Origin of the sequence: Flavimobilis rhizosphaerae (assembly GCF_014852685.1) — a bacterium.
GTDB lineage: Bacteria > Actinomycetota > Actinomycetes > Actinomycetales > Cellulomonadaceae > Flavimobilis > Flavimobilis rhizosphaerae.
Window position 1 is genome coordinate 134,951 of the sequence record NZ_JACZDF010000005.1, and the last position, 23,334, is coordinate 158,284.

21 protein-coding genes and 1 tRNA gene are annotated in these 23,334 nt (G+C 71.5%); 15 read left to right on the forward strand and 7 right to left on the reverse strand.

Annotated elements, in window-relative coordinates; translation table 11 throughout:
• The first annotated feature begins 94 nt into the window (after positions 1-94).
• From IGS67_RS10335 to IGS67_RS10350, 4 genes are all read left to right on the forward strand, one after another.
• Positions 95-1,294: a phosphoglycerate kinase gene (locus IGS67_RS10335; protein WP_102508782.1), complete on the forward strand. Its 1,200-nt coding sequence runs from the start codon at positions 95-97 to the stop codon at positions 1,292-1,294.
• An 18-nt stretch (positions 1,295-1,312) separates the two neighbouring features.
• Entirely contained in the window at positions 1,313-2,095 is a 783-nt protein-coding gene (gene tpiA / locus IGS67_RS10340) for a triose-phosphate isomerase (protein ID WP_192280494.1), read from the forward strand.
• Positions 2,096-2,225: 130 nt separating this feature from the next.
• A complete protein-coding gene (gene secG, locus IGS67_RS13995; RefSeq protein WP_192280497.1) occupies positions 2,226-2,465 on the forward strand; it encodes a preprotein translocase subunit SecG in 240 nt (79 codons plus the stop codon).
• Between the two features lie 54 nt (positions 2,466-2,519).
• A complete protein-coding gene (locus tag IGS67_RS10350) occupies positions 2,520-2,867 on the forward strand; it encodes an RNA polymerase-binding protein RbpA (RefSeq protein WP_192280500.1) in 348 nt (115 codons plus the stop codon).
• Positions 2,868-3,019: 152 nt separating this feature from the next.
• Here IGS67_RS10350 and pgl read toward each other — a convergent pair whose 3' ends face one another.
• From pgl to tkt, 5 genes are all read right to left on the reverse strand, one after another.
• Positions 3,020-3,778 (reverse strand): 6-phosphogluconolactonase, encoded by a 759-nt coding sequence (pgl, locus tag IGS67_RS10355; protein WP_192280503.1) that lies wholly within the window; start codon positions 3,776-3,778, stop codon positions 3,020-3,022.
• The gene (locus IGS67_RS10360) at positions 3,775-4,686 is read right to left on the reverse strand and encodes a glucose-6-phosphate dehydrogenase assembly protein OpcA (protein WP_192280506.1); all 912 of its coding nucleotides are present in this window, start codon (positions 4,684-4,686) and stop codon (positions 3,775-3,777) included. The genes pgl and IGS67_RS10360 overlap by 4 nt, the downstream gene beginning before the upstream one ends.
• Before the next feature lie 61 nt (positions 4,687-4,747).
• A complete protein-coding gene (gene zwf / locus IGS67_RS10365) occupies positions 4,748-6,304 on the reverse strand; it encodes a glucose-6-phosphate dehydrogenase (RefSeq protein WP_192280509.1) in 1,557 nt (518 codons plus the stop codon).
• Positions 6,301-7,437: a transaldolase gene (tal, locus tag IGS67_RS10370; RefSeq protein ID WP_192280512.1), complete on the reverse strand. Its 1,137-nt coding sequence runs from the start codon at positions 7,435-7,437 to the stop codon at positions 6,301-6,303. The genes zwf and tal overlap by 4 nt, the downstream gene beginning before the upstream one ends.
• Before the next feature lie 148 nt (positions 7,438-7,585).
• A complete protein-coding gene (gene tkt / locus IGS67_RS10375; protein WP_192280515.1) occupies positions 7,586-9,700 on the reverse strand; it encodes a transketolase in 2,115 nt (704 codons plus the stop codon).
• Between the two features lie 314 nt (positions 9,701-10,014).
• On the opposite strand from tkt, the gene IGS67_RS10380 reads away from it, so the two are divergent.
• The 9 genes from IGS67_RS10380 to der all read left to right on the forward strand — a co-directional run bounded on the left by IGS67_RS10380 (position 10,015) and on the right by der (position 18,838).
• Complete coding sequence (locus tag IGS67_RS10380; RefSeq protein WP_192280518.1) at positions 10,015-10,950, forward strand: heme o synthase; 936 nt, start codon at positions 10,015-10,017, stop codon at positions 10,948-10,950.
• A gap of 35 nt (positions 10,951-10,985) precedes the next feature.
• Positions 10,986-11,969 (forward strand): site-specific tyrosine recombinase XerD, encoded by a 984-nt coding sequence (locus tag IGS67_RS10385; RefSeq protein WP_192280523.1) that lies wholly within the window; start codon positions 10,986-10,988, stop codon positions 11,967-11,969.
• A 96-nt stretch (positions 11,970-12,065) separates the two neighbouring features.
• Positions 12,066-12,920 (forward strand): ParA family protein, encoded by an 855-nt coding sequence (locus IGS67_RS10390; protein ID WP_192280704.1) that lies wholly within the window; start codon positions 12,066-12,068, stop codon positions 12,918-12,920.
• Between the two features lie 5 nt (positions 12,921-12,925).
• On the forward strand, positions 12,926-13,900 hold the full coding sequence (locus tag IGS67_RS10395) for a segregation and condensation protein A (protein WP_407925820.1): 975 nt from the start codon (positions 12,926-12,928) through the stop codon (positions 13,898-13,900).
• Positions 13,897-14,586, forward strand: coding sequence for an SMC-Scp complex subunit ScpB (scpB, locus tag IGS67_RS10400; RefSeq protein WP_192280527.1), 690 nt, complete (start codon positions 13,897-13,899; stop codon positions 14,584-14,586). The genes IGS67_RS10395 and scpB overlap by 4 nt, the downstream gene beginning before the upstream one ends.
• Entirely contained in the window at positions 14,583-15,695 is a 1,113-nt protein-coding gene (locus tag IGS67_RS10405) for a pseudouridine synthase (protein WP_192280531.1), read from the forward strand. The genes scpB and IGS67_RS10405 overlap by 4 nt, the downstream gene beginning before the upstream one ends.
• A 59-nt stretch (positions 15,696-15,754) precedes the next feature.
• Positions 15,755-16,471, forward strand: coding sequence for a (d)CMP kinase (gene cmk / locus IGS67_RS10410; protein WP_192280534.1), 717 nt, complete (start codon positions 15,755-15,757; stop codon positions 16,469-16,471).
• A 71-nt stretch (positions 16,472-16,542) separates the two neighbouring features.
• Positions 16,543-17,172 (forward strand): lysophospholipid acyltransferase family protein, encoded by a 630-nt coding sequence (locus tag IGS67_RS10415; RefSeq protein WP_328742385.1) that lies wholly within the window; start codon positions 16,543-16,545, stop codon positions 17,170-17,172.
• Between the two features lie 148 nt (positions 17,173-17,320).
• Complete coding sequence (der, locus tag IGS67_RS10420) at positions 17,321-18,838, forward strand: ribosome biogenesis GTPase Der (RefSeq protein ID WP_192280540.1); 1,518 nt, start codon at positions 17,321-17,323, stop codon at positions 18,836-18,838.
• Between the two features lie 102 nt (positions 18,839-18,940).
• Here der and IGS67_RS10425 read toward each other — a convergent pair whose 3' ends face one another.
• Entirely contained in the window at positions 18,941-20,167 is a 1,227-nt protein-coding gene (locus IGS67_RS10425) for an NAD(P)/FAD-dependent oxidoreductase (protein ID WP_192280543.1), read from the reverse strand.
• A gap of 124 nt (positions 20,168-20,291) precedes the next feature.
• On the opposite strand from IGS67_RS10425, the gene IGS67_RS10430 reads away from it, so the two are divergent.
• Together IGS67_RS10430 and IGS67_RS10435 are read left to right on the forward strand one after the other, a co-directional pair.
• Complete coding sequence (locus IGS67_RS10430; RefSeq protein WP_192280546.1) at positions 20,292-21,632, forward strand: MFS transporter; 1,341 nt, start codon at positions 20,292-20,294, stop codon at positions 21,630-21,632.
• An 88-nt stretch (positions 21,633-21,720) separates the two neighbouring features.
• Positions 21,721-21,794 (forward strand) — tRNA-Pro (locus tag IGS67_RS10435).
• A 204-nt stretch (positions 21,795-21,998) separates the two neighbouring features.
• Here the strand turns inward: IGS67_RS10435 and IGS67_RS10440 are convergent.
• Positions 21,999-23,254 (reverse strand): IS3 family transposase gene (locus IGS67_RS10440; RefSeq protein ID WP_192280549.1). Its coding sequence is split into 2 segments (ribosomal slippage): positions 21,999-22,942 and positions 22,942-23,254, totalling 1,257 coding nucleotides; the frame shifts between segments, so codons are not numbered across the junction.
• Between the last annotated feature and the right edge of the window lie 80 nt (positions 23,255-23,334).

A 23,334-nucleotide genomic window follows, 5' to 3' on the forward strand; every position in this document is an offset into this window, starting at 1 on the left:
GCGCCCCGGCACCGGGGCGCGCACGCGGACGTCTCTCGTTGCGGCACCGTGCATGCCTGACCCCCTCCCCTCCAGCACGAATCAGGAGCACCTGGTGAAGACCATCGCTGACCTCGGCGACCTGCGCGGCAAGCGCGTCCTCGTCCGTTCCGACTTCAATGTGCCGCTCGACGGCACGACCATCACCGACGACGGCCGCATCCGTGCCGCGCTGCCGACGCTCAAGCGCCTCGTCGACGCGGGCGCGAAGGTCGTCGTCACCGCGCACCTCGGTCGCCCCAAGGGCGCACCCGAGGACAAGTACTCGCTCGCGCCCGTCGCGGCCCGCCTCGGCGAGCTGCTCGGCGCCAAGGTCACCCTCGCGGCCGACACCGTCGGCGAGGGCGCGAAGGCCGCTGTCGCCGCGCTCGGCGAGGGCGAGGTCGTCCTTCTCGAGAACATCCGCTTCGACGCCCGCGAGACCTCGAAGGTCGACGAGGAGCGCCAGTCGCTCGCCGCCGACCTCGCGGAGCTTGCGGACGCGTACGTGTCCGACGGCTTCGGCGTCGTCCACCGCAAGCAGGCGTCCGTCTACGACATCGCGAAGGTGCTGCCGGCCGCCGTCGGCGAGCTCGTCCTCAAGGAGGTCGACTCCCTCAAGAAGGCGACCGAGGACCCGGCCCGCCCGTACGCGGTCGTCCTCGGCGGTTCGAAGGTCTCCGACAAGCTCGGTGTCATCGCGAACCTCCTCGAGAAGGCCGACCGCCTGCTCATCGGTGGCGGCATGGTCTTCACGTTCCTCGCGGCCCAGGGCCACGCGGTCGGCAAGTCGCTCCTCGAGACGGACCAGATCGACACCGTCAAGGGCTACCTCGCGACGGCTGCTGAGCGTGGCGTCGAGATCGTCCTCCCGGTCGACATCGTCGCGGCCGACGGCTTCGCCGCCGACGCGCCGCACGACGTGGTCGCGGTCGACGCGATCCCCGCCGAGCGCATGGGCCTCGACATCGGCCCCGAGTCGCAGAAGCTCTTCGCGGCGAAGCTCGCCGACGCGAAGACGATCGTCTGGAACGGCCCGATGGGCGTCTTCGAGTTCGACGCGTTCGCGGGCGGCACTCGTGCCGTCGCCCAGGCGATGGTCGATGCGACCGCCGACGGCGCGTTCTCGATCGTCGGCGGCGGCGACTCCGCCGCGGCCGTCCGAATCCTCGGCTTCGACGAGGCCGGCTTCTCCCACATCTCGACCGGTGGCGGCGCGAGCCTCGAGTTCCTCGAGGGCAAGTCGCTCCCCGGCATCGCCGTCCTCGACGCCTGAATCCCTAGGAGACCCTTCGTGGCAACGCGTACCCCGCTCATCGCGGGCAACTGGAAGATGAACAAGGACCACCTCGAGGCTATCGACCTGGTCCAGAAGCTCGACTGGCACCTCAAGGACGGCAAGCACGACTTCGCCACCGCCGAGGTCACCGTGCTCGTCCCGTTCACGGACCTGCGCTCGGTGCAGACCTTCGTCGACGCCGAGAAGTCCGGCCTGTCGTACGGCGCGCAGGACGTCTCCGCGCACGTCTCGGGCGCCTACACGGGGGAGATCTCGCCCGTGTTCCTCGCGCGTCTCGGTGTCACGTACGTCGCGATCGGCCACTCCGAGCGTCGCCAGTACCACGGCGAGGACGACGCGCTCGTCAACGCCAAGACGAAGAACGCGCTCGCGCACGGCCTCGTGCCGATCGTCTGCGTCGGCGAGGGCCTCGACGTCCGCAAGGCCGGCGAGCAGGTCTCGTACACGCTCGCGCAGGTCGACGGCGCGTTCGAGGGCCTCTCGGCCGAGGACGCGGCCAAGGTCGTCGTCGCGTACGAGCCCGTGTGGGCCATCGGCACGGGCGAGGTCGCGACCCCGTCCGACGCTCAGGAGGTCAACGGCGCGATCCGTGCCCGCCTCGCCGAGCTCTACTCGGCCGAGGTCGCGGACGCGGTCCGTGTTCTCTACGGCGGCTCGGTGAAGTCGAGCTCGATCGTCGAGCTCATGGCTGAGAAGGACGTCGACGGCGCGCTCGTCGGCGGAGCCTCGCTCGACCCTGAGGAGTTCGCGAAGATCGCGCGCTTCCAGCAGGCCTGACGGTCTCCCGGGGAGGCCAATGTCCCGCCTGTCGGCGGGGCGTTGGCCTCCCCGGGACCCGCTGGCCTACTCTTGTCCCCGGTGGCACACGCCACCGCACCACGCTTCGACGAACAGGACCCTTCCGCTCGTGGACACTCTCAAGATCATCCTCCAGGTCGTCCTGGTCATCACGAGCCTCGCGAACGTCATGCTCGTCCTCATGCACAAGGGCAAGGGCGGCGGCCTCTCCGACATGTTCGGAGGCGGCATGAGCGCGACGGTCGGCAGCTCCGGCGTCGCCGAGCGCAACCTCAACCGCATCACGGTCGGCTTCGTCCTCGTCTGGGTCCTGACGATCGTCGCTCTCGGCCTTCTGGCCACGATCTGAGCCGGGCCGCCGGTTCGGGCGGCCAGCAGTACCACGACGACAGGGGAGTCACACGTGGCAGGTGGAAACGCGATTCGCGGTTCGCGCGTCGGCGCTGGACCGATGGGCGAGGCCGAGCGAGGGGATCTCGCCGAGCGGCATTCCGTCGTGTACTGGTGCGCCAACGGCCACCAGACGCGCGCGACCTTTGCGATCGGGCCGTCGACCGAGATCCCCGAGCAGTGGGACTGCACGCGGTGCGGCTACCCTGCGGGTCTCGACGCTGACGCGCCACCGTCGCCCGTGCGTAACGAGCCTTACAAGACGCATCTTGCGTACGTCAAGGAGCGCCGGTCCGACGAGGACGGCAGCGCACTGCTCGACGAGGCGCTCGCCGCGCTCCGTGCACGCCGCGGCGGCTGAGCGACCAGCAGCCCAGCCCCGACGCGTGCGCTCAGGGGATCCCGTGCGTGCGCGACGAGACACGGCATGACAACGTCGAAGGGCGGCACCCCGGTGGGGTGCCGCCCTTCGACGTTGTTGACGTGGCCGGGCCGTTGAGGAGGCCGGGAGTCTCAGCCGTCTGCCGCGGCGCGGCCTGCCGCAGCCGCGTCGATGAGCCAGAGCGTGCGCTCGGTTCCGTGGACATGGGCGGCGGACGAGACCGGATCGCCTGCAAGGGCCGCGGCGACGGCCTCCGCCTTCTCGGCACCTGCCGCGACGACCCACACCTCACGAGCCCCGTTGATCGCCTCGAACGTCAGAGAGACGCGCGACGGCGGCGGCTTGGGAGAGTTGTGCACGCCGACGGTCGGAGAACCTGCAGCGTCCCGGGCCGGGTGCCCCGGGAAGAGCGACGCGACATGCATGTCCGGTCCCATGCCGAGGAGAACCACGTCGAACACCGGCGCCGCCGCGCCCGCAGGGGCATAGCGCGCGAGCTCGGCGGCGTGCTCTGCCGCGGCCTCGTCCGGGCCGAACGACGGGTCCTCGGGCCGGGCGGCCGGCATCTCGTGGACGTTGCCGGGCGGCAGCGGGAGCGCGTCGAGCAGCGCCTCACGCGCCTGGAGCGCGTTGCGTTCGCCGTCGTCGGCCGTGACGAACCGTTCGTCGCTCCACCACACGTGGACGTCGGACCAGTCGACGAGGTCGCGCAACGGGTTCTGCGACGCCTCCGTGAGCAGGCGGATACCGACGGTGCCACCCGTGAGGACGACGTGGACGGGGGAGCGGACAGCCTGGGCGTCGAGGACGTGGAGCAGCAGACGCGCTCCGGTCGTCACGGCGAGGCCTTCGGCGTCAGGGTGGACGACGACGGTGCGTGCAGCGGTCATGAGGCGACCCTCCGGAGTCCCTGGGTGAGAACTTCGCCGTACATCTCGTCCTCGTCGAGGCGCCGTAGCTCCTCGGCGATGCACTCGTGCAGCTGGCGCACGGGCAGCGCGATCCGATGGTCGGGCTGCTGCGGCTGCGAGAGGATCGCGACCTTGCCGGACGGCCGCGCGAGCGTGATGTCGCCCGAGGCCCGGGTGAGCGTCACGGACGTCACGGCCTGTGCGCCCGGCGTGCGGACGACGTCGACCTCGCAGTCGAGCTCCTCGCCGAGCCAGGCGGCGAGGAGGTCGAGCGAGGAGTGGTCGTCCTGGCCCGCGACGGTCGCGCGGAGGACCGGCTCGAACGGAGGCTGGTCGAGCGTCGACGCGAGGAGGCCGCGCCAGATCGTGGTCCGGGTCCACGCGAGATCCGTGTCACCGGGGCGGTAGGCCTCGGCGAGCCGACGGATCGACGCGCGCGGGTCCGCGGACCGGTAGGAATCGGTGATGCGACGGTGCGCCATGGCGCCGATGACGTCCGCACCCGGATTCGCGGGGGCCTCGCGGGGCCACCAGGCGACGATGGGGGCGTCGGGCAGAAGGAGCGGCATGACGAGCGTGTCCGCGTGCACGAGCGCCTCGGCGGGAGCCGTGAGGATGATGACCTCGCTCGCGCCCGCGTCCCCGCCGATGCGGATCTCGGCATCGATGCCCTTCTCGGTCGAGCCCGTCGCGAGGACGATGATGCGGCACGGGTGCTCGCGCGAGGCGACGTTCGCGGCGTCGATGGCCTCTGTCGTCGAGCTCGTGTCCGTGACGATGACGAGCGTGAGGACCCGGCCGAGCGTGACCGCGCCGCCCTCCTGACGCAGTTTGATGAGCTTCTTGGCGACGGCGGTCGTCGTCGTCGCCGGCAGGTCGATGATCACGCGGTGTGCTCCTCGGTCAGGACGCGTCCGGCGCCCGTGGTCACGGTGGGCAGGAGAGTGCTCATGGGCGCCGCCAGACACGTCCGTCACGTGCCAGCATCTCGTCGGCCGAACCAGGGCCCCACGTGCCCGCACGGTACGGCTCAGGTTGGCCCTCGGCCGCCCAGTGCGCGGTGATGGGATCGAGGATCCGCCACGAGAGCTCGACCTCCTCGTGCCGCGGGAAGAGCGGGGGCTCGCCGAGCAGCACGGAGAGGATGAGCCGCTCGTAGGCCTCGGGCGACGACTGCGTGAACGCGTGGCCGTAGCCGAAGTCCATGGTCACGTCACGGACCTCCATCGCGGTGCCCGGAACCTTGGCGCCGAAGCGGATCGTCACGCCCTCGTCGGGCTGGACGCGGATGACGATCGCGTTGTTGCCGAGGTCGCTCGTCTCGCTCGAGTCGAACGGGAGGTGCGGCGCCGACTTGAAGACGACGGCGATCTCGGTGACGCGTCGCCCGAGCCGCTTGCCGGCACGCAGGTAGAACGGCACGCCCGCCCAGCGACGGTTGTCGATGTCGACACGGATTGCTGCGTACGTCTCGGTGGTCGAGTCCGGGGCTGTCCCGTCTTCGTCGAGGTACCCCTTGACCTGCTCGCCGGCCTGCGAGCCGGCGGCGTACTGGCCGCGAGCGGTATGCGCCGCGAGGTCCTCGGGGAGCCGGCACGCGGAGAGCACCTTGATCTTCTCCGCGACGAGGTCGTCGGCTGCGAACGAGGCAGGCTCCTCCATCGCGGTGAGCGCGAGGAGCTGCAGGAGGTGGTTCTGGATGACGTCGCGGGCGGCGCCGATGCCGTCGTAGTAGCCGGCCCGGCCGCCGATCCCGATGTCCTCGGCCATGGTGATCTGCACGTGGTCGACGTAGTGGTTGTTCCAGATCGGCTCGTACATCTGGTTCGCGAACCGCAGTGCGAGGAGGTTGAGGACCGTCTCCTTGCCGAGGTAGTGGTCGATGCGGAACACCGACGGCTGGTCGAACACCTCGGAGACGACGTCGTTGAGCTCACGGGCCGACGCGAGGTCGTGCCCGAAGGGCTTCTCGATGACGACGCGACGCCACGGCTGAGTCTCGTCCGTCGCGTGCTGGGGCTTCGAGAGGCCCGACCTCGCGAGCTGCCGGCAGACCGTCGGGAACGCGCTCGGGGGCACCGAGAGGTAGAACGCGTGGTTCCCGCGCGTGCCGCGCTGCTCATCGAGCTCGTGGACCGTTCGGGCGAGCTCCTCGAACGCGGCCTCGTCGTCGAAGGAACCCTGGACGAAGCGGATACCCTCGGCGAGCTGCTGCCACGCCTCCTCGCGGAAGGGCGTGCGCGCGTACTGCTTGACGGCGTCGTGGACGACCTGCGTGAAGTCCTGGTCGTCCCAGTCGCGCCGGGCGAAGCCCGTGAGCGCGAAGCCGGGGGGCAGGAGGCCACGGTTGGAGAGGTCGTACACCGCGGGCATGAGCTTCTTGCGCGCGAGGTCTCCCGTCACACCGAAGATCACGAGGCTGCAGGGACCGGCGATGTGCGGCAGCCGCAGGTCGCGGCTGTCCCGCAGCGGGTTGTGCTCGGCGGTGACCTCGGTCGGGCTCACGGGGTGTCCTCCTGGGAAGCGGTCGGGGAGAGGCTCGTCGCGACGGTCGCGAGCAGGTCCTCCCAGCTGGCGGCGAACTTGGCAACGCCCTCACGCTCGAGCGTGTCCGTGACGGCGTCGAGGTCGACGCCGATGTCGCGGAGCAGGGCGAGGCGGTCGAGGGCATCCTCGATCGCCGGGGTGATCGTGTCGGTCGCGTCGTCGTGCGTCGTGCCGTGGTCGGCGACGGCCTCGAGCGTGGCGCGGGGCATGGTGTTGACGGTGCCGTCGGCGACGAGGGCGTCGACGTAGAGAGTGTCGGGCAGGGCAGGGTCCTTGACGCCCGTCGACGCCCAGAGCGGTCGCTGCGGGTGGGCCCCGAGCGCCGCGAGGGCGGTCCAGCGCTCCGAGGCGAGGGTCTCGAGGTGCACCTGGTAGGCGCGTCGGGCGTTGGCGAGCGCGATCGTGCCTCGGAGGCCCGCGGCGCGCGGGTCGTCGCTCGCGTCGATCAGAGGGTCGACCGCCGTGTCGACCCGCGAGACGAAGAACGACGCGACGGAGCGGAGGTTCGCGAGATCGTGACCCGCGGCGTGCGCCCGCTCGAGGCCCGTGAGATAGGCGTCGATGACGGCCCGGTAGCGCTCGATCGAGAAGATCAGCGTGACGTTGACGGAGATGCCGGCGGCGATCGTGCGCGTGATCGCGTCAAGACCTTCGACGGTCGCGGGGATCTTCACGAGCAGACCAGGACGGTCGATCGTCCGGGCGAGCTCCGCCGCCTGAGCGACGGTGCCCTCGGTGTCGTGCGCGAGACGCGGGTCGACCTCGATCGAGACGCGGCCGTCCTGCCCTCCGGTCGCCTCGAGGACGGGTGCGAGGACGTCGAGCGCGGCGCGGACGTCGTCGGTCGTGAGCCGCGTGATCGCGGCGTCGACGCTCACGCCCTCGCGCGCGAGCGCGCGCAGGTCGGCGTCATACGCGTCCGAGCCGGAGATCGCCCCGGCGAAGATCGTGGGGTTCGTCGTCACACCCACGACGGACCGCTCGCGGACGAGGTCAGCGAGGCCGCCGCTCGTGAGGAGCGGACGGGAGAGGTCGTCGAGCCAGACGGCGACGCCGGACGCGGACAGATGGGTGAGAGGGGTTGAGCTCATGGCTGCTCCTCGGGTTGCGACGTGTACCCGACGTCGCGGGTCGGCCTGGTCCCAGCGGCCGGGGCTGCGTGGCACCTCCCGCGGGGCGGGGGTGCGGTGACCCGGTGCGCGGCCGGGAGGGCCGCGCACCGGGCGAGGTGGTGCTGCGTCAGCGAGCGGCGGCCGCGAGCGACTCGCGAGCCTTCGCGGCGACGTTCTCGGCGGTGAAGCCGTACTCCTCGAAGAGCTTCTCGGCGGAGGCCGACGCACCGTAGTGCTCGAGCGAGACGGCACGGCCGGTGTCGCCCAGGTAGCGGTACCAGCTGAGCGCGAGGCCCGCTTCGACGGAGACCCGTGCGCGGACTGCCGAGGGGAGCACCGACTCGCGGTACGCCTCGTCCTGCTCCTCGAACCACTCGAGGCAGGGCGCCGAGACGACGCGCGTCGGGGTGCCCTCGGCCTCGAGGATCTCGCGCGCGGCGACCGCCACGTGCACCTCGGAGCCGGTCGCGAGGAGCACGACCTTGGGGTCGCCGCCCGTTGCGTCGAGCAGCGTGTACGCGCCGCGGGCGAGGCCCTCGGCGGGGGCGTAGCCCTCGACGCCGCGCGGGAACGTCGGGACGTTCTGGCGGGTGAGGATGAGCCCGACGGGCCCGTTGTCGCGCTCGAGGATCGCCTGCCACGCTGCCGCGGTCTCGTTGGCGTCCGCGGGGCGGACGATCGAGAGGCCGGGGATCGCGCGGGTCGCGGCGAGGTGCTCGACCGGCTGGTGCGTCGGGCCGTCCTCGCCGAGACCGACCGAGTCGTGCGTCCACACGTATGTGGGGGAGCACTGGGCCATCGTGCCCATGAGCGAGGCGAGACGGACCGCGCCGCGCATGTAGTCCGAGAACTGGAAGAACGTGCCGCCGTAGGGCCGTGTGAGCCCGTAGAGGGCGATGCCTGAGAGGATCGCGCCCATACCGTGCTCGCGGATGCCGAAGTGCAGCGTGCGGCCGTAGGAGTCGCCCGCGAACTCGTGGCTCGAGCGATGGGCCGGGAGGAACGACGGCTCGCCGGACATCGTCGTGTTGTTCGACCCCGCGAGGTCGGCCGAGCCGCCCCAGAGCTCGGGCAGCACGCTCGCGAGAGCCGTGAGGACCTTGCCCGACGCGGCGCGCGTCGCGACCGACGTGCCGGCCTCGAAGACGGGGAGGGCGTCGGCCCATCCCTCGGGGAGCTCGCGTGACGAGAGCCGGTCGAGGAGCGCAGCACGTTCGGGGTGCGCGGCACGCCACTCGGCGAGGCGGACGTCCCAGGCCGCGTGGGCCTCGGCGCCACGTGCGCGCAGGCCGCGGGCGTGTGCGACGACCTCGTCCTCGACGTTGAACGCGACATCCGTCGGGAAGCCGAGCAGCTCCTTGAGCGACGCGACCTCGGCGCCGCCGAGCTTCGAGCCGTGCGACGAGTGGTCGCCCTGCTTCGTGGGCGACGGCCAGGCGATGATCGTGCGCAGTCGGATGAACGACGGCTTCGACGTCTCCGCGACGGCCGCGGCGATCGCGGCGTCGAGCGCTGCGACGTCCTCGTGGTACTCGCCCCCGGCCGTCCAGTCGACGTCCTGCACGTGCCAGCCGTAGGCCGCGTAGCGCGCCGTGACGTCCTCGGTGAACGCGATCGACGTGTCGCCCTCGATCGAGATGCGGTTGTCGTCCCAGAGGACGACGAGGTTGCCGAGCTCCTGCGTGCCGGCGATCGAGCCGGCCTCGCTCGTCACACCCTCCTGGAGGTCGCCGTCCGACGCGATGACGAACACGCGCTGGTCGAAGAGGCTCTCACCGGGGGCTGCGTCGGGATCGAGGAGGCCGCGCACGCGGCGCTGCGCCATCGCCATGCCGACCGCGGACGCGAGGCCCTGGCCGAGCGGTCCGGTCGTGATCTCGACACCCTGCGTGTGGCCGACCTCGGGGTGGCCGGGCGTGAGAGAACCCCACGTACGCAGCTGCTCGAGGTCCTCGAGCTCGAGGCCGAAGCCGCCGAGGTAGAGCTGGATGTACTGCGTGAGGCTCGAGTGTCCCGCGGAGAGCACGAAGCGGTCGCGACCGAGCCAGCCCGTGTCCGACGGGTCGTGCCGGAGCCAGTTCTGGTAGAGCAGGTAGGCGACCGGGGCGAGCGAGATGGCGGTGCCGGGGTGCCCGTTGCCGACCTTCTCGACGGCGTCGGCAGCGAGGACGCGCGCCGTGTCGACGGCGCGTCGGTCAAGGTCGTTCCACGCGAAGGGGTGGGCGGGGGTGAACGCGTTCACCGGACCTCTTTCCTGCGGCGCGCGTGAGCGCGCCACATCATCGTGACGGTGGTGGTCTGGGGCTCGACGGTCCCAGCCTAGTTCCCCCCGGGCCCGGCGGCGGGCGGGATCCGAACGGTGGGCACCGGCTGCACCAGGGCCGGACGTCCTCGCGCGTCGTCCCGGGGTGTGCTGTGGCGCATCTGACGTGAGCGGCAGCACCCCGCGGAGCAGCACGGGACTAGCATGGGCCTCATCCCTGACACCGGGACCATCGGCCTGCGCCCCCGCACGAGCCGTCCGGTGCGGACCACGACGAACGGACCCGATCCCGCGTGCCTTCCACGACCTCGGCCACGAGCGCCGCCCCCGCGACCGGCACGGCCGCCTGGCGCACGACGGTGGGTGCCTACGTCGCCCTCACGAAGCCGCGGATCATCGAGCTCCTCCTCGTGACGACGATCCCCACGCTGTTCCTCGCGCAGGGTGGCGTGCCGCCGCTGCTGCTCGCGTTCAACACGCTCTTCGGGGGTACCCTCGCCGCGGCGAGCGCCAACGTCTTCAACTGCATCATCGACCGCGACATCGACGCGGTGATGAACCGCACGAAGAAGCGTCCGCTCGTCACGGGCGACGTCTCGGTCCGTGGCGCGTGGATCTTCGCGAGCGTCCTCGGCGTGATGTCGTTCGTGTGGCTCGCGCGCTTCGTCAACCTGCTCTCCGGCGTGCTCGGCGTCGCGGCGATCCTCCTCTACGTCGTCTTCTACACACTCATCCTCAAGCGCCGGACGTCGCAGAACATCGTGTGGGGCGGGGTCGCGGGCTGCATGCCCGTGCTCATCGGCTGGTCCGCGGTGACGAACAGCCTCGACTGGGCGCCGTTCCTCCTCTTCGGCGTCGTCTTCTTCTGGACACCGCCGCACTACTGGCCGCTGTCGATGAAGTTCCGCAAGGACTATGCCAACGCAGGGGTGCCCATGCTCCCGGTCGTCGCGAGCGACCGACGCGTCGCCGTCGAGATGGTTCTCTACACGCTCGCGATGATCGCGTGCTCGATCGCGCTGTGGCCCGTCGCGAGCCTCACCGCGGTCTACGGCGTCGCGACGGTCCTCCTCGGTGGCTGGTTCCTCCTCGAGTGCGTGACGCTGCTGCGTCGCCTCAAGGACCCCGCGCTCGGCAAGCCGCGTGCGATGCGCGTCTTCCACGCGTCGATCACGTACCTCACGCTCCTGTCCGTCGCGATCGTCGTCGACGTCCTCCTGCCGTTCTGACGCGAGGCGCGCCGCGACCCGCGTAGCCTGTGCGCATGCAGACGACGCCCGGCACCGACGCCGCCACCGCGGCGGTCGAGGTGCCGCGAGGACTTGCTGCCCCGCTCGCGGGCTACCTCGCGCACCTGCGGGTCGAACGAGGGCTCTCGGACAACACGCTCGGTGCCTACCGTCGTGACCTCGAGCGTTTCGTCGCGCACGTCGCGACCCAGGGGGCCGTGACCCCGACCGACCTCACCCGCGAGCTTGTCGAGGGGTACGTCGAGGTGCTGCGGACGGGGGCCGACGGCCGACCGGTGCTCGCGCCGTCGTCAACGGCGCGAGCGGTCGCGTCGGTGCGCGGCTGGACTCGCTTCTGCGCGAGCGAGGGCCTCGCGGACGCCGACCCCGGCTCGCGCCTCAAGCCTCCTGCGCGGCCGCGTCGGCTGCCACGCGCGATCCCCGTCGACGACGTGCTCGCGATCCTCGAGGCGGCAGGAGCGGGCGACGGCGAGCGTCCGCTGCGCGACCGCGCGCTCCTCGAGCTCGTCTACGCGACGGGCGCCCGCATCTCGGAAGCCGTCGGGCTCGACCTCGACGACGTCGAGCTCGACCCGCGCGGCTCCGCGGTGCGCCTCTTCGGCAAGGGGCGCAAGGAGCGCGTCGTCCCGCTCGGGTCGTACGCACGCGACGCCGTCGAGGCGTACGTCGTCCGGGCGCGGCCCGTTCTCGCGGCGCGTGGCACCGGGATCCCTGCGCTCTTCCTCAACACGCGCGGACGCCGCCTCTCGCGGCAGAGCGCGTGGGCGGTGCTGCGCGACGCTGCGCAGCGCGCGGGGATCGCGCACGCCGACGACGTCTCGCCGCACACGCTGCGACACTCGTTCGCGACGCACCTGCTCCAGGGCGGAGCCGACGTGCGCGTGGTCCAGGAGCTGCTCGGGCACGCCTCGGTGACGACGACGCAGATCTACACGCTCGTCACCCCCGACGCTCTGCGTGAGATGTACCTCACGTCGCACCCTCGCGCGCTCGGCTGAGCGCCGTCGTCGTCCCGTCGGGCCGCGTGGCACCGCGGGTCGCGCGTCCCGCTGCGTTACCGTGGGACCGTGAGCAGCCAGGAGCCCGGGACCAGCATGACGTCGACCGACGAGACGGACGCCGTCGGACGTCCCATGCCGCAGTTCCCGGAGCCGGCCGTCCTCTTCGGCCACGGGCCGGCGCGCATCATCGCGATGTGCAATCAGAAGGGCGGCGTCGGCAAGACGACGACGACGATCAACCTCGGCGCGTGCCTCGCGGAGCTCGGGCGTCGCGTGCTCATCGTCGACTTCGACCCGCAGGGCGCGGCGTCGGTCGGCCTCGGGGTCAACGCCAACGAGCTTGACCTCACGATCTACAACCTCCTCATGGACCGCTCGGCGGACATCACGGAGATCATCCGGCCTACTGCGATCGAAAACCTCGACGTCCTGCCCGCGAACATCGATCTCTCCGCGGCGGAGGTTCAGCTCGTCGGCGAGGTCGCCCGCGAGTCCGTCCTCGCCCGTGTGCTGCGGCCCGTGCTCGACGACTACGACGTCGTCCTCGTCGACTGCCAGCCGTCGCTCGGCCTCCTCACAGTCAACGCGCTCACGGCCGCGCACGGCGTGCTCATCCCGCTCGAGTGCGAGTTCTTCGCGCTGCGCGGCGTCGCGCTCCTCATCGAGACGATCGAGAAGGTCCGCGACCGGCTCAACCCGCGTCTCGAGATCGACGGCATCGTCGCGACGATGTACGACGCCCGTACGCTGCACGCGCGCGAGGTCGTCGAGCGGGTCCACGAGGCGTTCGGTGACAACCTGCTCCACACGGTGATCTCGCGGACCGTGAAGTTCCCGGACGCGTCGGTCGCGGCCGAGCCCATCACGACGTATGCGCCGTCGCACGCCGGGGCGCACGCCTACCGTCAGCTCGCGCGCGAGCTCATCGCGCGCGGCGACGCCGCCTGAGCCTCGTGACGGCTGGCGCGGAGGCCGTCACGGGTGTCGCGGTGGGCGTCGCCGACGGCGCGCCCGAGGACCGCGCGTTCCATGTGCGGCTCGACAACTTCGAGGGTCCGTTCGACCTGCTGCTGTCGCTCATCTCCAAGCATCGTCTCGACATCACCGAGATTGCCCTCGCTCGCGTGACGGACGAGTTCATCGCGTACATCCGGGCGCAGGACGTGGCCGCGCGCGAGGCCGAGGCTGCGGGCCGCACGCTGCGCGGCTGGGACCTGTCGACGGCATCGGAGTTCCTCGTCGTCGCCGCGACCCTGCTCGACCTCAAGGCCGCGCGCCTCCTGCCGTCGGGCGAGGTCGAGGACGCCGAGGACCTCGAGCTTCTCGAGGCACGCGACCTCCTCTTCGCCCGGCTGCTCCAGTACCGCGCGTACAAGGACGTCTCGCGCGCGTTTGCTGAGCGGTTCGCCCGCGAGGGGCGCAGCGTGCCGCGCTCGGTCGGCCTCGAGCCCGAGCACGCGGCGCTCCTGCCCGAGCTCGTGTGGACCCTCGGTCCCGAGGGGCTGGCGCTGCTCGCGGCGCGTGCGCTCGCACCCAAGGCCCCACCGCCCGGCGTCGACGTCTCGCACCTGCACGGCTCGGTCGTCACGGTGCGTGAGCAGGCGGCGATCCTCGTCGAGAGGCTGCGCCGCACGGGCACGCTGTCGTTCCGGACGCTCACGCAGGACGCGGACGGCACGCTCGTCGTTGTCGTGCGGTTCCTTGCGCTTCTCGAGCTCTTCCGCGACGGGGCGGTCGCGCTCGACCAGGCCGGGGCGCTCGGCGAGCTCACGGTGCGGTGGCTCGGCGGGGCCGACGGCCCCGCGGCTGACGAACTCGTCGCAGCCATGACGATCGACGAGTTCGACGGCGGACGCGACGGCGACGTTCCCACGCCCGACATCGCCGCGGGGACTGACGGCAGCAGGACGACGGAGGAGCACGGATGACGACGGCACCGACGACGGACCCGGACGCCGCCGACGGGCGGGACGCGGGGGACGGCCGAGAGACCGACGTCCGCGACCTGCCCGGAGGGGCGCGCGCGGCGCTCGAGGCTGTACTCATGGTCGTCGACGAGCCTGTGAGCACAGTGAGGCTCGCCACGGCGACGGGCCTGCCGGTCGACGAGACCGCCGAGATCCTCGACGACCTCGCGGCCGAGTACCGCGACCCTGCTGCGCCGCGCGGCTTCGTGCTGCGCGAGGTCGCGGGAGGCTGGCGGCTGTTCTCCTCGCCCGTGTTCGCGGACGTCGTGGGGAGGTTCGTCCTCGAGGGTCAGACGGCGCGCCTCACGCAGGCCGCGCTCGAGACGCTCGCGATCGTCGCGTACCGACAGCCGGTGACACGCGGGCAGGTCTCGGCGGTCCGTGGTGTGAACGTCGACGGTGTCATGCGTACCCTGGTAGCGCGAGGTCTCGTTGACGAGGTCGGCACCGACCCCACGACGGGCGCCCATCTCTACGGGACGACCGGCTCCTTCCTGGAGCGCATGGGGATGACCTCGCTCGATGATCTTCCGCCGCTCGCGCCCTACCTGCCAGATCTCGACGTCCTCGACGACGTCGACGGCACGGGCGCACCGGCGGCACCGGCCGGCACCGTGCCGGCCACCCAGAACGAGGAGCAGCAGTGAGCAGCAGCAGCACGGGTCGCGGCGGACGCGGCAGCACCGGCGGGGCCGGGGCCGGCCGCGGCGCCGGTCGTGGCCAGGGCGGCACGGGTCGTCAGGGCGGTGGCCAGCAGGGACGCGGCGGCGCGCAGGGCGGTCGCAGCGGTGGCGCCGGCGGCCGCGGTGCAGCACAGCCTGGGCGCTCCGGCGGCCGCGACGGTCAGCAAGGTGGTCGCCCCACCCAGCAAGGCGGTCGCCCCAGTTCGCAGGGCGGTCGTCCCGCCCAGCGCGGCGGGCGTCCCGGCCAGACGGCTCCCGCGCGCGGGCAGCGTCTTGGTGCGCCCGTCGGGCAGCGGCGTGCCCCCGTCGAGCGTGAGCGCCCGGCGCCCGTGAGCGACGTCCACGTCGCCGACGGCGTCCGTCTCCAGAAGGTCCTTGCCGATGCGGGGCTCGGCTCGCGCCGCGCGTGCGAGCGACTCATCGAGGAGGGACGCGTCGAGGTCGACGGCCAGATCGTCATGGAGCTCGGCGTGCGCATCGACCCGGCGCGGCAGAGCGTGCACGTCGACGGTCTCCGCCTCGAGCTCGACGCCGCCAAGGTGACGATCGTCTTCAACAAGCCCAAGCATGTCGTCTCGTCGATGGACGACCCGGAGGGACGACGCAGCCTCGCCGAGTTCTTCGCCAACCGTTCCGAGCGCCTCTTCCACGTCGGGCGCCTCGACTACGACTCCGAGGGGCTGCTGCTCCTCACGAACGACGGCGAGCTCGCCAACCGCCTCACGCACCCGCGCTACGGCGTCGACAAGACGTACGTCGTCGAGGTCCAGGGGCGCGTGACGCCCAAGGTGGGGGAGCAGCTCGTCCACGGCGTCGACCTCGACGACGGGTTCGCGCGGATCGACCGGTTCCAGATCCTCGACGTCACGCCTCAGGCGAGCCTCGTCGAGGTCGTGCTCCACGAGGGTCGTAACCGCATCGTGCGCCGCATGTTCGACGCGGTCGGCCACCCGGTCGTGCGCCTCGTCCGCACGCAGATGGGTCCCATCCGTCTGGCGGACCTACCGCCGGGGCGTCACCGCGTCCTCGGCCAGGTCGAGCTCGGCACCCTCATGAAGTCCGTCGGGCTCTGACAACCCGTCCCGTTCCGCTGCGTGCCCGGCACGCGCCTCGCACTCTCGTGGAGACCACCATGTCCCAGCCCGTCGTCGTCGCGATCGACGGACCCTCCGGGTCCGGCAAGTCGAGCGTCTCGCGTGAGGTGGCCCGCCGCCTCGGACTCGCGTACCTCGACACCGGGGCGATGTACCGGGCCGCGACGTGGTGGTGCCTGCGTTCGGAGATTGACCTCGCGGACACGGCCGCGGTTGCGGCCGCCGTGCGTGCGATGCCCCTCGACCAGGGGGTCGACCCCAGCGTCGAGAAGCTCGAGGTCGACGGCGCCGACGTGCGCGCCGACATTCGTGAGACGTGGATCTCCGAGAAGGTGAGCGCGGTCGCGACGAACCTTGACGTCCGCGCCGAGCTGCGGCGCCTGCAGCGCGAGGCCATCGCGGGTCAGACGGTCCCGGACTCGTTCTCCGAGGGGCGGGGCATCGTCGCGGAGGGTCGCGACATCACGACGGTCGTCGCCCCGGACGCGGACGTGCGCGTGCTCCTCACCGCGAGTGAGGAGGCGCGGCTCGCCCGCCGCGCAAGGGAACTCCATGGTGCGGCCGACGCGGCCGCGGTCGACGCGACGCGCGACCAGGTGCTGCGCCGCGACCGTGACGACTCGACCGTCGTCGAGTTCCAGGTCGCTGCCGACGGTGTCGTGACGGTCGACTCGTCCGACCTCGACCTCGAGCAGACCGTCGACGCGGTCCTCGACGTCGTCGCCCGGCTCACGGGCGCACGCCCCCGGGCATGACGCGGGAAGGCGCCCCGGCGCCCGCGGCCGCGCGTCGCGGACGACCGATCGGACGGTTCCTCGCTCACGGCGTGTGGGCGACGACCGTCGTCGGCGTCGAGCACGTCCCGGCCGAGGGCCCCGTCATCCTCGCGGCCAACCACATCGGCCTCCTCGACGGGCCGCTGCTCTACGGCGTCTCGCCACGCCCCGCGCACCTGCTCGTCAAGCAGTCGGCGTTCCGCGGGCCTGTCGGCACGCTGCTGCGCTGGTCGGGGCAGATCCCCGTCGACGCCGAGGGCGGGGGGCGGGCGGCGCTCGCGCTCGGCCTTGAGGTGCTCCGCCGCGGCGACGTCCTCGGCATCTTCCCCGAGGGGCACCGCGGGCGTGGCGACGCCCGTGCGCTCCGCGGCGGTGCGGTGTGGCTCGCGCTCACGTCGGGGGCTCCCGTCGTCCCGGTCGCGATCCTCGGGACACGGCGGACAGGACGGGGCGCGGGGTCGCTGCCGCGCCCGCGGGCGCGTCTCGTCGTCGAGATGGGGGAGCCCGTCGTCGTCGCGAGGGTGCCAGGCCGCAGCGGACGTGAAGCCCTCGACGACGGCACGAGAGCCGTCGCGGACGCGTTGCGCGCCACGGTCGCCAGGGCGGTCGCACGCACGGGCATCACCCTGCCCGACGACGCGGCCGTGCCGGCCCGGGCACCCCGCCGCGCGAACCCCTGACCGCACTCCCCACCAGGCTCGTCGCGTCGAGCCGCTGCCGGAGCGTCCGGGAGAGACGTGGTCCCGATGGACGTGCTGCAGGGACGTGTGGCGAGCCCGACGCCACTCACGGTCGTGCTAGGTCCGCGAGCCTGGGAGAATAGTGCCCATGACCACTCCCGAGCACACGCTGCCCGAGCCCGACGAGACCCCGCAGGACGCGTTCCTCGCGGACGACCAGGGTGACGTCGACGCCGACGACCAACGTGCCGACGCGTTGCGCGCCGGGCTCGTGGACTACGACCTCGCCGATGAGGACCTCGCGCTCCTCGGGCTCGACGACGACGACCTCGTCGCGGTCGAAGCCGCGCAGGCGCTTCCGGTCCTCGCGGTCGTCGGGCGTCCGAACGTCGGAAAGTCGACCCTCGTCAACCGCATCCTGGGCCGCCGTGAGGCCGTCGTCGAGGACAAGCCCGGCGTGACACGTGACCGCGTGAGCTATGAGGCGGAGTGGTCCGGGCGGCACTTCATGCTCGTCGACACCGGCGGCTGGGAGACGGACGTCGCGGGGATCGACGCGGCCGTCGCGCGCCAGGCCGAGGTCGCGGTCGAGCTCGCCGACGCCGTCGTCTTCGTCGTCGACGCGTCCGTCGGCGCGACCGCGACCGACGAGCACGTCGTGCGTCTCCTGCGCCGGGCTGGCAAGCCGGTCGTCCTGGCGGCCAACAAGGTCGACGGTCCGCGCGGCGAGGCCGACGCGGCCGCGCTGTGGAGCCTCGGGCTCGGGGAGCCGCACCCTGTCTCCGCGCTCCACGGGCGCGGCACGGGCGACCTTCTCGACGCTGCGATGCGCAAGCTTCCGCTCGAGACGCAGCACGGCGTCGCCCGGCCCGACGGGCCGCGTCGTGTCGCGCTCGTCGGTCGTCCCAACGTCGGCAAGTCGTCGCTCCTCAACAAGGTGGCGGGGAGCCAGCGCGTCGTCGTCGACGACACCGCCGGTACGACGCGCGACCCGGTCGACGAGCTCATCGAGCTCAAGGGACGCACCTGGTGGTTCGTCGACACCGCGGGCATCCGCCGCCGGGTCCACCAGACGTCCGGCGCCGACTTCTACGCGTCCCTCCGCACGCAGGCCGCGATCGAGAAGGCCGAGGTCGCGGTCGTCCTCATCGACGCGTCCGTCGAGATGAGCGAGCAGGACATTCGCGTCGTCCAGCAGGTCATCGACGCCGGCCGTGCGCTCGTCGTCGCCTACAACAAGTGGGACCTCATGGATGACGAACGGCGCAGGTATCTCGAGCGTGAGATCGAGCGCGAGCTCGTCCAGGTGCCGTGGGCGCCGCGCGTCAACATCTCCGCGCGGACCGGCTGGCACGCCGAGAAGCTCGTGCCCGCGCTTGAGACTGCGCTCGAAAGCTGGGACCGTCGGATCCCGACGGGCCGTCTCAACGCATTCCTCGGCGAGCTCGTCGCGGCGCACCCGCACCCGCTGCGCGGCGGCAAGCAGCCGCGTGTGCTCTTCGCGACGCAGGTCTCGACGCGTCCGCCGCGCTTCGTCATTTTCGCGTCGGGCTTCATCGAGGCCGGCTACCGCCGCTTCATCGAGAGGAAGCTCCGCGAGACCTTCAGTTTCGAGGGCACTCCCATCGAGATCTCGGTGCGTGTCCGGGAGAAGCGCAAGCACTGACCGACTGTCCCTGCTGATCCCGACGCGGTCAGCCCCAGGAATCCGCGCAGATGGTTGCTCCCAGCGACCATCTGCGCGGATTCCTGCAATGTGGGGGCGGGGCTAGGCGAGGGGGATGCGGCCCCGGAGCGTGGACGGGTCCGGCACGCTGCCCGGGTCGCCGAGCTCCGCGAGGAGCTCGGTCGCGCGGGCCGCGCTGTCCCAGACGTTCCACAGCATGACGCCGCGCAGCGCACCGTCGTCGGAGACGTGGTAGATCACGCCCGCGTCGCCCAGGGGCCCGGGGGCCCAGTCCTCGACGAGCGTGAGCCGCGCGTCGAGCGTGCCGACCGCCTCCCAGCCGTCGTCGAACCAGTCTGAGTAGAAGAACGGCGTGTGCGTGTGCGGCTCGGCCGCGTGCCCGAGCCGCTCGGCCGCGTTCGCGCGCCCCGCGCTGCGCCCCGTCGCGTGCGCGTTGTCGACGTGCTCGACACGCACGCGCCCGAGCACCGGGTCGGGGTAGCGTGCGACGTCGCCCGCTGCACGGACGTACGGGTCCGACGTGAGGAGCGTCGCGTCGACGACGACGCCGTCGTCGACGTCGAGCCCGGCACTGCGGGCGAGGTCGTCAGCAGGTGTGATGCCGAGCCCGACGACGATCGCGTCCGACTCGACCCACGTCGCGTCGTCGAGCACGAGCACGGGACCTGCGCCCGGTGCCCCTCGTTCAGCCGTCACCGCGCGTCGGTGCGTGAGGATCTCGACGCCGCGGGAGCGCAGGCCCTCCTCGAGCCGGTCGACGAGCATGGGCGGCACGAGATGCGCGGCCGGACGGTCCTGCGTGACGACGAGCGTGACGCGCGCCGCCGAGAGCGCGAGGCCGCACGCAAGCTCGATGCCGATGTAGCCGCCTCCCACGACAACGACGTGCCGGCCCGCGTCCGCGAGCTCGCGCACCCGGCGGTAGTCGCCGAGCGACCGGAACGTGAGGACCCCCGGCACGGGCTCGGACGTGAGCGTGCGTGGGGCGCCACCCGTCGCGAGGACGAGCCGGTCGTAGCGCACCTGCGCGCCGTCGTCGGTCGTCACGGTGCGGGAAGCGGTGTCGAGCGCCGTGACGGAACGTCCCGTCCGGACGGTCGCGCCCGTCGCGGCCGCCGTGCCGAGGTCGATCGAGGCGGGCGGGTCGGGTCGCCAGAGGTCCTTCGTGAGAGGAGGGCGGTCGTACGGCGGGTCGGGCTCCGGGCCGACAACGAGGATCGTCGCGTCCGGATCGACCTCGCGGACCCCGCGCGCGGCGGCGTCCGCCGCGACACCCGCCCCCACGACGACGTGGTCGAAGCTCTCCATCGTGCACCTCCGCAGGTTCGTCACTGCTCGTCACGGTACGCCTGACCTGTGTCTGCCGCCCGTCACGGTGACGTGCCCCACTCGGGGCCCTCGCCGTCGCTGTGCGCCCGGGGCGGGTGGGACCATGGAGCACGTGGCCAGCACCCCAGAGCGAAGCCTCGTCCACCACCCCGACTTTCGACGTCTGTGGGTCGCCGACGCCCTCGCGCAGGTCGGCGCCCAGCTGACGGCGCTCGCGCTGCCCGTCTACGCCGTGACGACGCTCGGCGCGACCGCCCTCCAGATGGGCTACCTCACCTCCGCGCAGACGGCGGCGTTCCTCGTCGTCGGCCTACCCGCCGGCGCGTGGGTCGACCGCATGCGCAAGCGCTCCGTGCTCATCTGGGCCGACGTCATCCGCGGCCTCGTCCTCGCCGCCGTCGTCGTCCTCGCGAGCGTCGGCCTCGGCTCCATGCCGATGCTCTACGCCGCAGGTCTCGTCATCTCGGTCGCGACCGTCTTCTTTGACGTCGCGCACCTCTCCTACGTCCCCGGGCTCGTCGGGCTCTCGAAGGTCTCCGAGGGCAACACGAAGCTCCAGGCGACGTACTCGGTCGCGGCGGTCGCCGTGCCGGCCGTCGGTGGGTCGCTCCTCAAGGTGCTCGCAGCGCCCGTGCTCATCGGCGTCAACGTCGTCACGTACATCGCGTCCGTCGGGTTCCTCGCCCGCATCCGCAAGGTCGAGACCCTGCCGCCCAAGGACTCCCACCTGCCGCTCGGACCCGCGATCGCCGAGGGGCTGCGCTTCATCACGCGCACCCCGATGCTCAACCGGCTCGTCTACTCGACGGGCGTGAGCGCACTGTTCTCGACCATGGGCTGGTCGATGATCATCTACTACGTCGTCACGACCCTCGGGCTCGGCGCCGACGCGATCGGCGTCGTCATGTCGGCGAGCGCTGTCGGCGGGATCCTCGGCGCGGTGACCGCGCGCCGTGCGACCGACGTCATCGGTGAGGGCCGCATCATCGCGTTCTCAGCATTCCTCACGCCGTTCCTCTTCGCGGCGATCCCGCTCGCGTCGACGTTCAAGGACCTGGGCGTCGACGCACGCATCCCCCTCATCGTCGGCGGCTTCCTCATGCAGGTCACGCAGACGTGGTTCAACGTCTCCCAGGTGAGCTTCCGGCAGCGGCTGTGCCCGCCGTACCTGCTCGGTCGCATGAACGCGTCGTTCCGGTTCATCGTCTGGGGCGGCATGCCGATCGCGGGCGTCGTCGGCGGGCTCATCGCCAACCACTTCGGCGTCGTCGCGATGCTCTGGGTCGTCGTCGTGGGGGAGATCCTCGCGGCGCTGCCGCTCATGCTCTCGCCCTTCCGCACCATGCGCGTGCTGCCCGGCAACCGCCAGGTGACGGCGCTCGACGACGAGCCCGACGAGGCCCCCGGCACTGGTCCGGACGAGCCCGACGACGCACGGCCGTGACGAGCGCCGACGTGGTCAGCGGCACCTCGAAACTGGGGTAGTATTTCTGACGGCCCGCAAGGGCTGCGAAGGTCCGCTCGCGGGCCTACGGGCTGTGGCGCAGCTTGGTAGCGCACTTGACTGGGGGTCAAGGGGTCGCAGGTTCAAATCCTGTCAGCCCGACGTAAAAGCCCTGGTGAGAGACGGTTTCTCACCAGGGCTTCGTCATGTCCGAGGGTGGTTTTCGGTGGTCCCCCCTCTGGTCCCCCGGGGTGGCGCCGGGCGGTCGGCTGTGGACGGCTGGGCCATGTCGCCCCGACTGCCTGTGGATAAGGGGACCAAAAGGGGACGGGGCTTGACCCCGTTCTCCGGACACGGGTCATGCGGCTAAGCCGCCGTGGTGATCGTAGTTGAGAACTGCTCAGCGCCGTGAGCCTCGAGGCTTCTCTCGAAGGCGTCGGGCGCGAGGTAGCCGATCGCTGAGTGGCGCCGGCGCGTGTTGTAGCGGTTGACCCACCGGAACGTCTCCCGCCGCGCTGCGGCCTCGTCGGGAAACGCTGCCGCACCGGCAAGGGTCTCGCGCTTATAGGAGGCGTTGAACGACTCTGCCAACGCGTTGTCCGCACTGGAGCCGACCGCTCCCATCGACTGCAGCACTCCGAAGCTCTCACACACCTTGGCGTAGGCCTTGGAGCAGTAGACCGACCCGTGGTCGGAGTGGAAGATCGCCCCTCGCATGCTTCCGCGCACCTGGTGCGCCATCCTCAGCGCGTCAGTGACGAGCTCGGTGCGCATGTGGTCGGCCAGCGCCCATCCCACGAGCTTGCGAGAGTGCAGGTCGATGACGGTAGCCAGGTACCAGTTCGTGCCGTCAGCGATCGGCACGTAGGTGATGTCCCCGACGTAGCGGGAGTTGATCTCGGGCGCGGTGAAGTTCCGCTGGAGAAGGTCGGGGTGCTTGCGGCCCGAGGGGTCCGGCGTCGTGGTCCTCACCCGTCGACGCAGCCGGATCCCGGCGATTCCGTGCTCGCGCATGACACGAGCAACCCGCTTGCGGTTGACCCGCTCGGCAGGCTTGCGGCCCTCGTTGAGCTCGGCAGTGACCCGTGGGGCTCCCAGGGCGCGGTCTCCACCCCGTGCGGGGTCCTGGACGTCGCGGATCGCAGCGGCCAGCACAGCGTCCTGGGCGGCTCTGACCGCACGCCGGGGCGCAGCCGCGAGCCAGTCGTAGTACGAGGATCGTGCAACGCCCACGACCTGGCACAACCGCTTGACCTCGAAGGCCTCGGAGTGGTCGGCAACGAACTGGAAGCGGTTCACCAGCGCGTCTCCCCGGCGAAATACTTCGCCGCCGATCGAAGGATGTCCCGCTCGACGGAGAGCTTCTTGACCTCGGCACGTTCTGAGGCCAGCTCGGCCTCCAAGCGTCGGATCCTTGCAGCATCCGACTCCGGCTCACCGACCGGAACCGGCCCCCCTGATGCCGTTCGGAGCCCCGACCCCAAGTCCCTCACCCACACGCGCATCGTCTCTCGTGAGACACCCAGGTCCATCGCGATCTGCTGGATCGTGGCCCCTGGAGTCTGCTCGTAGAGCTCGACCGCGCGACGCTTGAACTCCGCGTCATAGAACTTTCCTGCCATGGACTGATTCTCGCTCTCCCCGTCGAGTGACGGATTCAGCGTGTCCGGGATCCGGGGTCAAGCCCCGACCAGACACTTTG